The sequence below is a fragment of the Proteus sp. G2618 genome (assembly GCF_009915995.1).
GTDB lineage: Bacteria > Pseudomonadota > Gammaproteobacteria > Enterobacterales > Enterobacteriaceae > Proteus > Proteus terrae.
The window spans coordinates 49,841-62,381 of record NZ_JAABNI010000023.1 but is presented as its reverse complement, the minus strand read 5'-3'; the positions used below and the strand labels follow the sequence as shown (position 1 = coordinate 62,381).

11 protein-coding genes are annotated in these 12,541 nt (G+C 39.2%); 6 read left to right on the top strand and 5 right to left on the bottom strand.

The genetic code is table 11. The features are described from left to right. Window positions 1–7: 7 nt before the first annotated feature. Window positions 8–310 (top strand): DUF1145 family protein, encoded by a 303-nt coding sequence (locus GWJ01_RS12440; RefSeq protein ID WP_075672964.1) that lies wholly within the window; start codon window positions 8–10, stop codon window positions 308–310. Between the two features lie 75 nt (window positions 311–385). Here GWJ01_RS12440 and GWJ01_RS12435 read toward each other — a convergent pair whose 3' ends face one another. Further along, window positions 386–772: a DUF2500 domain-containing protein gene (locus tag GWJ01_RS12435; RefSeq protein ID WP_193528611.1), complete on the bottom strand. Its 387-nt coding sequence runs from the start codon at window positions 770–772 to the stop codon at window positions 386–388. A 147-nt stretch (window positions 773–919) separates the two neighbouring features. On the opposite strand from GWJ01_RS12435, the gene GWJ01_RS12430 reads away from it, so the two are divergent. Beyond that, complete coding sequence (locus tag GWJ01_RS12430) at window positions 920–1,546, top strand: lysoplasmalogenase (protein ID WP_109402843.1); 627 nt, start codon at window positions 920–922, stop codon at window positions 1,544–1,546. 180 nt (window positions 1,547–1,726) lie between these two features. Further along, window positions 1,727–4,117 carry a zinc/cadmium/mercury/lead-transporting ATPase gene (locus GWJ01_RS12425; RefSeq protein WP_109402844.1) on the top strand — a complete coding sequence of 797 codons (2,391 nt, stop codon included), beginning with the start codon at window positions 1,727–1,729 and terminating at the stop codon, window positions 4,115–4,117. Between the two features lie 88 nt (window positions 4,118–4,205). On the opposite strand, the gene tusA is transcribed toward GWJ01_RS12425, so the two are convergent. Further along, window positions 4,206–4,460: a sulfurtransferase TusA gene (gene tusA, locus GWJ01_RS12420; protein ID WP_109402869.1), complete on the bottom strand. Its 255-nt coding sequence runs from the start codon at window positions 4,458–4,460 to the stop codon at window positions 4,206–4,208. 205 nt (window positions 4,461–4,665) lie between these two features. On the opposite strand from tusA, the gene GWJ01_RS12415 reads away from it, so the two are divergent. From GWJ01_RS12415 to GWJ01_RS12405, 3 genes are all read left to right on the top strand, one after another. Beyond that, window positions 4,666–5,340, top strand: coding sequence for a 7-cyano-7-deazaguanine/7-aminomethyl-7-deazaguanine transporter (locus GWJ01_RS12415; RefSeq protein ID WP_109402845.1), 675 nt, complete (start codon window positions 4,666–4,668; stop codon window positions 5,338–5,340). A 365-nt stretch (window positions 5,341–5,705) separates the two neighbouring features. Continuing rightward, on the top strand, window positions 5,706–6,809 hold the full coding sequence (locus tag GWJ01_RS12410) for a glycerol dehydrogenase (RefSeq protein ID WP_099074055.1): 1,104 nt from the start codon (window positions 5,706–5,708) through the stop codon (window positions 6,807–6,809). A gap of 59 nt (window positions 6,810–6,868) precedes the next feature. Then, window positions 6,869–8,014, top strand: a complete 1,146-nt coding sequence (locus GWJ01_RS12405) for a phosphoenolpyruvate-utilizing N-terminal domain-containing protein (RefSeq protein WP_109402846.1) — start codon at window positions 6,869–6,871, stop codon at window positions 8,012–8,014. Window positions 8,015–8,195: 181 nt separating this feature from the next. Here the strand turns inward: GWJ01_RS12405 and glpC are convergent, their stop codons facing one another. The 3 genes from glpC to glpA are packed head-to-tail and all read right to left on the bottom strand — an operon-like array spanning window position 8,196 to window position 12,341. Continuing rightward, window positions 8,196–9,389 (bottom strand): anaerobic glycerol-3-phosphate dehydrogenase subunit GlpC, encoded by a 1,194-nt coding sequence (glpC, locus tag GWJ01_RS12400; RefSeq protein ID WP_023583709.1) that lies wholly within the window; start codon window positions 9,387–9,389, stop codon window positions 8,196–8,198. Beyond that, a complete protein-coding gene (glpB, locus tag GWJ01_RS12395; protein WP_161711153.1) occupies window positions 9,386–10,693 on the bottom strand; it encodes a glycerol-3-phosphate dehydrogenase subunit GlpB in 1,308 nt (435 codons plus the stop codon). The genes glpC and glpB overlap by 4 nt, the downstream gene beginning before the upstream one ends. Further along, complete coding sequence (gene glpA, locus GWJ01_RS12390; RefSeq protein WP_193528612.1) at window positions 10,683–12,341, bottom strand: anaerobic glycerol-3-phosphate dehydrogenase subunit A; 1,659 nt, start codon at window positions 12,339–12,341, stop codon at window positions 10,683–10,685. The genes glpB and glpA overlap by 11 nt, the downstream gene beginning before the upstream one ends. Between the last annotated feature and the right edge of the window lie 200 nt (window positions 12,342–12,541).

Sequence of the window (12,541 nt, the reverse complement as noted above, 5' to 3'; positions counted from 1 at the left end):
AGCTGCTATGTTAATCTTTTTTGGCCGATTTTTAATGGTCGGTGTTTGGGGCTTTCTGTTTTTAAATATTATTTCCCCATTTCCTAAGCCTCTAAAGTACTTTATGGATATTGCATTGATTTTTATGGTGATTATGCATGGATTACAAATCGTTATGTATAAAGCAGGACAACCTAAAGATCAAAAACCCTCAACGGCATTACAGTTTCGCATTTTCTTTTTTGGGATCTTTGAACTCTTAAAAATACAAAAAGAATTACGTAAAGAATACGAAGAAAAACAAAAGAATAAAACTAAACCACAGCCGTAAATATTGTTATATCCTCGCAATTATCTGGGGTTGCCCATCTACCCCAGAGGTTGCCAATCTTATAATCACTTTCGCTTATTTATTATTTTGTTCATCGATTGGTATATCTGTTTCAAACTGTACAAAACGACTGCCTTGCATAAACAAACGTCCTTTCATTTCAGGTTCGATATTTTGATAAGATGATTTATCCATTTTTAACACTAAATCTTTACGATCATCAGTGGTTAAACGAAAGGTCACTTGATAATAATATGTTGTTTCTGGGCCATTTACATCATTTTCTCTTGAACGTCGTTCATTTGCTGCAACTTCTTTTTTATCAATTACTTCAACCATATAGAGTGTAACAGGTGAATTATCGTCACTTATCCGCTGTTTTCTTTGCTCGAAAAAACGATAAGTTGCTGACGCTATAATAATCACCAGTACCGCAATTCCTAAAATAGCCGCTTTATTCATTACATTAATTCCTATCGTTATATGGATTAAAAAACATTGTGCTTTATATTATTTTAATAAGTCCATCAGTTTCGTCATTAACCGCTATTCTTAAATTAATCTTTCTGTTATGAATAATAAAACAGTTCTGAATATAAGGAAGATATTATGAGTTGGCCTTTTCTCGCCGTATTATTCTCCGGATGGCTTTATATCGATGCCGCATATCGAGGCCCTAATTGGCAACGATGGTTATTCCGTCCTATCACGCTACTGCTTTTATTACTCTGGGCATGGCAAGTTCCCGAACACAATATTAATAGCTACCTTATTGTCGGTGCGTTATTAGCGACACTGCTTTCTGATATCTTAAGAATATTTGATGGTAAGTATTTACTACCTTCTCTTGCCTTAGTTTTTCTAAGTTACATACTTTATATGGTGAGTTTTTTACTACCATTACAACTCACGTTCTATCTTCCTTTACTTGGATTCGTTATTGTTGCTTTCATTATCGTTCTAGCCATTGTTTGGACAAAGCTCGATAAATTAGCTATTCCAGCCTCTCTAACTTTACTAGCTGCATTTGCTATGTTTTGGATTGCAGGTGAAAAATTCTTCTATTTAAGTAATGATTATAACTTATCAGTAATGATTGGCTCATTATTGTTAGTAATTGCTTACTCAATATGGCTAATCAATCGCTTCCGCTTCTCATTTTCAGCGTCTAAAGGACTTGTCAGCGCCTGTTATTTTATTGGTCATTTCTTTATTGTCAGAGCACTGTTCCTTTAGTTTAAATCCAGCCCCTTGTTTTAAATATTTAAATCAAGGGGTTAATTTTTTAACCTAATTCGCACTTTTTGCCAATGAATATGCCTTCGGTATCTTGACTCTGGACTCTACTCCAAGCTGTAAAGTACTTATCAGATAGATAAATTTAGACTTTACTTTGTTGAACAAGGAGAGCCAGTTATGACTAAACATGCTCATCAACACGATAACCATAAACATACCGATGCTTGCTGCTCAAGCTCTCAATGCTGTTCAGGTCACTCAGATGATAGTACGCACTCACATACTGAAAGTGGACATTCTCATACCAAAATAGATAAAAGTGATCCTGAATGTGAGGATGAGCACCACCACGGACACTCCCACGAACATGATCACGACCATAACCATGATGGGCACAACCACACTCATGGAAGCTGTGATATCAATGCCCCTGTCTCTAACATTGAGCCAGAAAAGATTGCACAACAGCGCTTTAGCTGGAAAGTGCAAGGTATGGATTGCCCAAGTTGCGCTCAAAAAATTGAAACAGCAGCACTTAAAGTTGCGGGTGTAAAACAAGCAAAAGTCCTTTTTGCCACCGAAAAATTAGTCGTTGATGCTGATAGTGATCTACGCGCCGATGTCATTGCGGCTATTAACAGTGCCGGTTTCGAGCTTTTTGATCTCTCATCGCCTCAATCCCAAAAAGTGGTGAAGCAGAGTTTCTTGAAAGAGAGCTCATATGTGATTATTTTGGCGCTTTTGATGGCAATTAGCTGGGGTGCCGAGGTTATTGATCCCCAAGCAGGTCGAGCCGCCTTTATTGCAACAACCTTAATTGGTCTATTCCCCATTGTGAAAAAGTCCTTACAACTTATTCGCAGTGGTACGCCGTTTGCTATTGAAACATTGATGAGTGTCGCTGCAATTGGTGCACTATTTATTAATGCAACCGAAGAAGCAGCAATGGTTATTTTGCTGTTTATGATTGGTGAAATGCTGGAGTCTTATGCCGCAGGACGTGCTCGTCGTGGTGTGAGTGCATTAATGGCATTAGTGCCAGAAGAAGCAACATTAGTCAAAGACGGTAAAAAACAAACTGTTCCAGTTGCGCAATTACGTCCGGGCGACATTATTGAGATTGCACCGGGTTCACGTTTGCCAACAGACGCGGAATTAGTCAGTACGTTTGCAAGCTTTGATGAAAGTGCATTAACGGGCGAATCCGTACCCGTAGAGCGTTTACAAGGCGAAAAAGTCGCTGCTGGTTGTTTATCTGTCGATAGATCTGTACAGATGAAAGTAGTATCTGAACAAGGGCAAAATGCTATCGACCGTATTTTGCAATTGATTGAAGAAGCAGAAGAGCGTAGAGCCCCAATTGAACGCTTTATTGATCGCTTTAGTCGTTACTATACACCTGCGATTATGCTGTTCTCTGCACTGGTTATCATAGTTCCACCACTGTTGTTCTCACAACCTTGGGAAACATGGATTTATCGCGGTTTAACTCTATTACTCATTGGTTGTCCTTGTGCTTTAGTTATCTCAACACCAGCAGCCATCACTTCAGCATTAGCGGCTGCAACTAAACGTGGAGCGCTTATCAAAGGTGGCGCAGCATTAGAGCAATTAGGTACTGTTAACACTATCGCATTAGATAAAACAGGCACATTAACCGAAGGCAAACCTCAAGTTACTGATGTGGTGGCTGAAACCGGATTTAATGAAAAAGAAGTACTGACTTTTGCTTCATCCGTAGAAATTGGCTCTCATCACCCATTAGCCAGAGCCATTATCAATAAAGCACAAGATGAAGGCGTACTTGTTGTTGAAGCAGAAGATCGTAAAGCGCTAGCAGGTAAAGGAATTGAAGGTTATTTAAATAGCCAACATATTCTGGTGAGTGCACCTTCTCAATTATCAGAAGACACCTCACTTTCTTCTCAGTGGCAACAAGAAGTTGCACGCCTTGAAGATGAAGGCAAAACCGTGGTTGTCGTATTAAAAGAAAGTCAGTTTATCGGTGTTATTGCTATGCAAGATACCTTACGCAGTGACGCTGTCGAATCAATGAAATTATTGAAAGAGATGAACATCAATGCCGTTATGTTAACAGGTGATAATCCAAGAGCAGCCGCGGCTATTGCGAAAAAACTAGGTATGGATTTCCGAGCAGGATTACTGCCTGAAGATAAAGTGACTTCAGTCATGGAGATCAGTAAAACGCATAACACAATGATGGTGGGCGATGGTATCAATGATGCGCCAGCAATGAAGGCAGCAACCATTGGTGTCGCAATGGGAAGCGGTACAGACGTTGCACTTGAAACAGCTGATGCAGCATTAACGCATAACCGTTTAACTGGCTTACCTGAAATTATTAAGTTATCTCGTGCGACACGTAAAATCATACGTGAAAACATCACGATAGCACTTGGTTTAAAAGCGATATTTTTAGTAACAAGCTTATTAGGAATTACTGGGCTTTGGGTTGCTGTTCTTGCTGACTCTGGGGCAACAGCGCTGGTAACAGCCAATGCCGTAAGACTGTTAAGAGTAAAAATTAGCGCTTCAAACAAAGAGTAAGTACGCTAAAATAACAAAACCCAAACCTCAGTATATGGGGTTTGGGTTATTTTTTTAGCGCGATTATAAGCAATATTTACAGTATAAATTACAGATTGCTCTCTTTTTTACGGATAAGATAGCGATAAGGTGTAGATTGCGTCTCTTGATTTAATAAGTCATGTTCCATAAATCGGCAAAAGCCAGGAATATCACGCACAGTGGCAGGATCATCAGCAATCACTAATAACGTCTCGCCTAATGCCATATTTCTTATGGTTTTACGTACTAACATCACAGGTTCAGGGCAACGTAGTCCTAGCGTATCTAATGTCTTGGTTGCATCATCAAATTGAGCATTCATTCTATTAACCATTCTTCTTACACCGACAGATTTTGTCATTATATCTCGCTTTCGTGTTCACATCACGGCACATTAAGCACAAAGGTATTCCCCCTAACCTTTGCTTTTGTTGCGCAACAGGCGTATTATGCGCATCCTCTCATTTAAGAGAGAAATCACTGTTTTATTGGGTTCCCTCACCCCAATCACTAAAAAGGTACAATTTATGTATACGTTTACTCCCCGCCAAAAAGCGGTGGCGCTGTTATGGCTTTCTTTGTTCCACATATTGATAATTACTTCTAGTAACTATCTTGTGCAATTACCTATTTCCATTTTTGGTTTCCATACCACTTGGGGCGCCTTTACCTTTCCGTTTATTTTTCTGGCAACAGATTTAACGGTTCGTATTTATGGTGCACCACTTGCCAGACGCATCATTACCGCCGTTATGCTACCTGCATTAGCGATTTCTTACCTGATCTCAACACTTTTCTTCCAAGGCAGTTGGCAGGGTTTTGCCTCATTAACTGATTTTAATATTATGGTGGCAAGAATTGCGACAGCAAGCTTTATGGCTTATGTGTTAGGTCAAATCATGGATGTGTCTGTCTTTAATCGTTTAAGACAACAACAAAAATGGTGGGTAGCGCCAAGTGCAGCAATGTTCTTCGGTAATTTACTCGACACACTCGCATTCTTCTTTATTGCATTTTATCGTAGTACTGACACATTTATGGCAGAGAATTGGGTTGAAATTGCATTAGTTGACTACGTGTTTAAATTAACCATTTGTATGCTGTTCTTCTTACCTGCATATGGTGTCTTATTGAATTTTATTTTGCGTCACTTTTTCGCACAAGAAAATCAAAAACAAGATTATGCTGAAATTCGCTCATAATCTGGATCTCCTCGCAAAAAAATAATGACAAAAGTGTCATAATTCCAATAATAAAGCTTCATAAGCCAATTTTATGAAGCTTTATTCTGATTCTAATAATTTATTATTTTTCGTAAATATTTTGCATAGTAATTAATTAGCATGATTCGTTAAATAACTCACGAAATATTGCTTAAATATCATTATTAGGATGTTTTTCACATGCTAATATAAAAAGTCTTAATTATTTACAATAAATTATTTTATTCATCTATTAAACTGTTAATGTATTCTTAGAACGTCTCCATATTGTTATATGTCAGTTGGGATGACGAGTCTCACCATAAGGATTTTTTACTCTCTTTTGCGAATAGTAGGAGTCTATTATGTTAAAAGTTATTCAATCCCCCGCTAAGTATATTCAAGGGCCAGACGCGCTATATCATATTGGTAAATACGCGAAGCCTTTTGGTGATAGAGCACTGATTATTGCCGATAAATTTGTTATGGAACTTGTCGGTAGTACCGTTAAAGATAGTATGTCTCAATATGAAGTTAATGGGCACTTCGAACTTTTTAATGGTGAATGCACACACAACGAAATCAATCGACTATCTGAACTTGCAAAAGCACAAGCTTCTCTTGTGATCATCGGCGTTGGTGGTGGTAAAACACTTGATACTGCCAAAGCTGTTGCTTATAAATGCCAACTTCCTGTCGTTATTTCTCCAACCATTGCTTCCACTGATGCACCGACAAGTGCACTTTCTGTGATTTATACTGAATTAGGCGCATTTGATAGTTATCTTTTCTACCCAACAAATCCTGACGTTGTCGTGATGGATACTAATATCATCGCTTCTGCGCCAGCTCGTTTATTAGTAGCAGGTATGGGGGATGCTTTAGCAACTTACTTTGAAGCAAGAGCTTGCAGTCATGCCCAAAAACAGACCATGGCTGGAGGTAAATCGACACTTGCAGCTCTAGCTCTAGCTGAACTTTGCTATAACACCCTTTTAGAAGATGGTTATAAAGCAAAACTTGCGGTAAGCCGTGGTGTTTGTACAACTGCGGTAGAAAATATTATTGAAGCTAATACCTTCTTAAGTGGTATCGGTTTTGAAAGTGCGGGTCTTGCGGCTGCCCACGCCATTCATAATGGATTTACGGCATTAGAAGAGTGTCACAACATGTATCATGGTGAAAAGGTTGCCTTTGGTACATTAGTCCAATTAGTGTTAGAAAACAGCCCATTAGAAGAGTTAGAAGAGTTCCTTGATTTCTGTATTTTAGTTGGTCTACCTGTCACTTTAGAAGAGTTGGGTATCAATGCAACAGGCGATGAATTAAATGAAAAAATCATGGCGGTTGCTGAGTTAAGTTGTGCTGAAGGAGAGACAATTTACAACATGCCATTTGATGTTGATTCCGATAAGGTTTATGCCGCAATTTTAACTGCCGACCAATTAGGACGGGAATGGCTTTATTAAAGCCTGAGTAAGCAGGGAGTGCTTATCTCCCTGTTTGCATTTACAAAAAAGGGTGTTTTATGGTCAGTATCGTATTAGTTTCAAAGAGCCTTACGCTCGCCAATGGTATCAAAGAGCTCGTTAATCAGACTGTAGATCGCCAAGTAAAAATTGCCATTGCAACTAACTACCAAACACCTTCTGATCTTGCTAATGAAGTGTCACCAGAAACCATACTCACAGCAATTAAAAAGAGTTATAACAAACAAGGTGTACTCGTTTTACTCGATACTTATCATTCAGCACAAAACGCGGCACTCGCCATCGCTAATCTTGAGCATAACGTTGCCACAAATGTTGCGTTAAGTTCAGCTCCGATTGTCGAAGGCACCTTGGCTGCGGCCAATAGTATTGCGCTAGGCGCTTCACTTGAAGAAGCAGAAAAAGCAGCACATAAAACCATTACAATTAAAAAACTGCAATTAGGCGAAAATCTTCCTAATTTTAATATTCACCCTAAAAATACAAATTACGAACCTGTCAGAATTATCACCGCACCTGTTTGGCTATACCCTTATCATCGTTTCGTGATCCCTCGTAAAAAAATATCCTCTCATTTATTACTTGAAGAGCAAAAACGTCTCGTAAAAGCGATTGAGCGATCCCAAAAGGATATAGACTGGTTAACTGAGGAAGCGTATCGCAAGGTTGGAGAACAATATGCTCATATTTTTTCTAGTCACCGCTTCTTATTAGAAAATACCGAATTACAACTGACTGTATGTAGCATGATAAACAAACACCACTGCAATGCTGAATTCGCCTTACAGCAGACATTTATTGATTTAATAGATACTTACGCGCAAATGGATGATGATAATATGCGTGCTCGTGAAAGTGATTTAGATGATATTTTATATCGATTACTACGCTATTTAACTTCTGCTCCCCCTCCAATCACGCATCCTCCTTATACAAACGCAATTTTAGTAACAAAACTGCTTCATCCTTCAACATTAATGGCTCTTGATACCAACAAGATCAAGGGAATTTTATTAAGTCATGGGAACCCTCTATCTAATACTACAGTATTAGCCAATGCATTAGATATTCCAATTATTAACGAGGCGGGAAGGCAAGCCCTTTCGCTGACTGATGGGCAAAATATCACACTAAAAAAAGTCCAAAATATGTGGCTTTATCAAAATACCTATATCTCTCATTAAAAATGAGAGTATTTAAATAACCAGTGTTCCACAGTGTCAGGTTATTTAATTTCCTTATTATCTTATATTTAATCTCTTTTTTACTAAAAAATAAAAAAAGGGAACAAAAGATCCTCTTTTATTCCCTAGCTGCTTGTTATCTTAGTAATCAATTACTTTTTTATTATCTAATAGGCAATACTTATAATGCTCTTGCCAGTAAACTAATGGGGTGTTCACATTTTTTTGTCGTTGACATCTCAATTTGCCATTTACAGGTTTCACAGTCTGTAATTACCAAATCACAGCCACTCTCTTCAATTTGACGGAATAAGCCCGCTCCAATGCCTTGAGCAACATCATAGTTTTCAGATTTAAAACCGTAAGTTCCGGCAATACCACAGCATTGAGAATCTAAAACAATGACCTCAACACCTGGGATACGTTTAATTAAATCAATGGAATATGCTGTCCATCCCATTTTTTCCATATGACAAGGAGTGTGATACACCACTTTTAACGGAGTATGTTTCAGTGGTAATTCACGACCTTCTTCTAATAAACGATAAATATAGCGTGTCGCTAATTCAATATTTTCACGTACTTTTGATGTATCAACATCAAGAATATGTTCATACTCATCACGAATAGTGAAAGTACAAGTTGATGATGTTGCAACGACAGGAATATTGTTTTCAACAATTTTTTCTGTCAGTGATTCAAGGTTGACTGCGGCTTGTTTTTTGGCTTGTTTAACAAAACCATTCGCAATTAATGCAACACCACAGCATTTTTCGCGTTTTAATAACTGAACACCAATCTCCATTTTATTGAATACTTTAACTAAATCTTTCCCTAATTGTGGGTGGTTATAGTTAGCGTAACAACCATGGAAGAAGGCTACTTGATCTTTAAAACGCGCTTGCTCTTCAACTTGTTTTTTCATCCACGTTCTAAATGTACCAAAAGAGTATTTTGGTAATTCGCGACGATGGTCAATTTTAAGTGCTTTATCCAAGATTTTACGTACAGGTTTTAATCCTGTAATGGTATTTACTATCGGCGCCATTGGCGTTGATAATGTTCCCATTAAATCCGTATGACTTAAAATAGCATCACGAAGTTTTGGTGTTTTCGTATTGTAGTTCAGTTTCGCACGCGAAATGATGTCACCAATCTTCACATCTGACGGACAAGCAACTTCACAACGCTTACAGTTAGTGCAATATTTCAATGCTTCATCATAAAGCATCGGATCTTTTAGACGTAAACGCTCACCATCAGGGCCCGCTTGTTTAGGGCCAGGGTAAAGTGGATTTACTTTTGCAACTGGGCAGTAAGTAGTACAAACTGTACACTTAATGCACGCTTCAAAACTGTTATCATGTAAACTCATTGTGCTGCCTCCACAACCGCAGATGTGGTCTGTTCTGATTTATTGTGCTGTAAAATTTGTTGCGCTGCATAAAGTGCGCTGATCATTGAAACACCCGCACCACAACCTTCATTAAGAGGGTCAAACCCACCTAATACAGCACCTACAGCGTAAACATTCTCTAAGACCTCACCGTATTTCATCGGTCTTAATTGACTATCTGTATCAACACCAAATCGCATATAAGGCTGTTTTGCAAAGACATTTACTTGTGTCCACTCATTGCGTGGTAATGTCTCTAGCAAATCAAGCTCCATTAAAGGTTCATAGACACGATCAAACTCTGCAATTAAACCATTATTGAAGAAACTGCCTGTTGCCAATACAACATGTTCACTACGAATAGGAATATCAGTATGGTTTCGAGTATGAATACCTGTAACTTTATTACCAATTAAATCAACTTGTTCTGCACGATCGCCCGGCATAATTAAACCGCCAGCTTTTTGGAAACGCAGTTTTAATGCTTGGTGTAAACGAATACCTAATAGTGATGGCGGTAGTGTCGGTAATAAACAAATAGGTTTACCCACAAGTTGTTGAAGTAGCGTCACAGGCTCTTCTGCATCCAGCCCGATACATGCAGGCAAAATAATCGCTTCAACACTGTCATCAATATGTTTTTTCAGCTCTTCCGCTAACGCTTTGGTGTTTTCAGGCTTATCTAAATAACGAGCAATATTAACTGCTCTAAATTCACTTGGGTTATCACGTAATCTGTCTAATAGCGGTAAATGAATATGATACGGAATAGATTCAACACCCAGCTCATTCAGCGTATTGCTTGCAAATTGTGGCTGAAAATCTAAGAAGCCTTCAATTCCAACAACCGCCAGCTTTTTCCACGGCAGTGCTTGGTCAACACCATGAGTGGGTACACGTTTTGGACTCATCCAACTCATACGTGAACGCCCAACAGGTGTAATACGATAATGGTTTTCATCACCACTACCTTGATATTCAAGGTCTTTTGTACTTTCCAGTAATGCTTGAGCCTGTTCCATTAAAATTGAAACTTGTGTTTCACCCATACGACTATAAGGATGTTTAGGGGCAAGTTCAGCTAATGTTGCTAAAGCTTTCTTCGGCTGAGTCACTAATGAACCATCAGGAAGATGAGTTAATAGATCCAACGACCCCGATGAAAAATGCAGTGCACTTTGGCCATTGCTGATAATTGCGCAAGACTTACCGGCTTCAGCAAGACGAATACCTGCGGTTAAACCTGCAAGTCCGCTACCTATAATGATGACGTCAAATTTCATTATCTGCCTCCGCTGAAGCTGTTTTTTCAATCATATCAGCATCTAAACCACATAAACCTTGGTAAACCCAACTGGTGAATTCACTTTCACGTAATGCATTACCCCAAGCAATTGGTCGAATACCTTTCCAACGCTCATTTAAGAAATGGGCAAGCTGTTGTTCTGATTCGTGAGGAGTAGTAACTTGTAAACGGTTTAATAAACCCGCTGCACGACAAGCACAAAGTTCACCTTGGCATGTTCCCATACCCACACGAGTACGGCGACGTAAATCAAGTAAATTGTTGACTGTTAAAGAGTTAACTGCATAGCGAACTTCCCCCGCAGTAACAGCTTCACATTCACAAACTAAACTCTTATCACTACGCTCATTGCTCAATAATTTATTAGCTAAATCACCATGGCGATAAACCGCAGAACCACGAATGGGCGCAGGTAATGAAACAACGCTACGTAATGCTTGCTCTGCTGACTGACGAGAGCCCGGTAAAGCTTCTTCTGCTGTGGTACATTTTGCAGAAACATTTAATTTTTCGCAGATTTTATCTGTTGCCCATTCAGCCATTAAACGGTAAGTCATTAATTTACCGCCAGTAATAGTAATGAAGCCTTCTAATCCATCACGTTGCGCATGGTCGAGTAAAACAATACCACGACTAACATTACGACCAGATGGATCATCATCACTTGCCACTAAAGGACGCACACCAGCATAAGCACGTAAAATTCGAGTTTGAGCCAGTTTTGGCGCTAACATTGAACCTTCACGGATAAGAATATCGACTTCTTCAGGGGTGACATACATATTGTCAATTTCATCGTAAGGTACTCGTGTTGATGTTGTACCAATCAATGAAATGGTGTCGCCAGGAACTAAAATATCGGCATCCGCAGGTTTACGACAACGGTTGATCACCATATTGTTAATACGATGACCCAAAATCAGTAATGCACCTTTGGCTGGGAACATACGAACTTTTAACTCGCCATACTCAGCGATTTTTTGTCCCCAAATCCCCCCAGCATTCGCCACTATTTGCGCGCGAATTTCATACAGTTTTTTCGCTTGATGATCGTAAACTTTCACGCCTTTAACACGGTCACCTTCACGAATAAGTCCAACGACTTCATGATAAGTCAGTACTTGAGCGCCATGTTCGCGGGCATCTAACATATTTGCGGCGGTTAAACGGAAAGGATCAACTGTGCCATCAGGAACTTTAACCGCACCGATTAAATTAGGGTTAACAGAAGGCTCTAAGCGAATAGCTTCTTCGGGTGAAATCGCTTGAGCATCAATCCCTGCGGCTTGGCAAGATTGAATAAAGGTCTGTTGAAACTCTAAAGAATCTTCAGGAAGGGTAATAAAAAGGCCATCCGTTCTTTCAACACAATGACGAGCGACCCGTTTTAAAATCATGTTTTCTTCAATACACTCACGCGCTGACTCTGGGTCTGTTACTGCATAACGCGCACCACTGTGTAACAATCCATGATTTCGACCGGTTGCACCGGTTGCAATATCATGTCTTTCTAGCAGGACGCAACGTAATCCACGGCGTGCACAGTCTCTTGCCATGCCCGCACCAGTTGCTCCCCCGCCAATAATAATGACATCAGTTTCTGTCACTGGTGAACCGCTCATCATAGAGATGCCCTCTCACATTACATTCAGCAAACGCTTATTTATTCTTTAGCGTTAATTATAGTGTATAAGATACACAAAAAATGTGGTTAATGTTTGATAATGAGCAAAAACGAAAGAGAAACGCTCACGAGTGAAAGATTAAAACCACATATGTGACACCAATCACAAATTATTTAACAAAAAGTATTTGATAAAGTTAA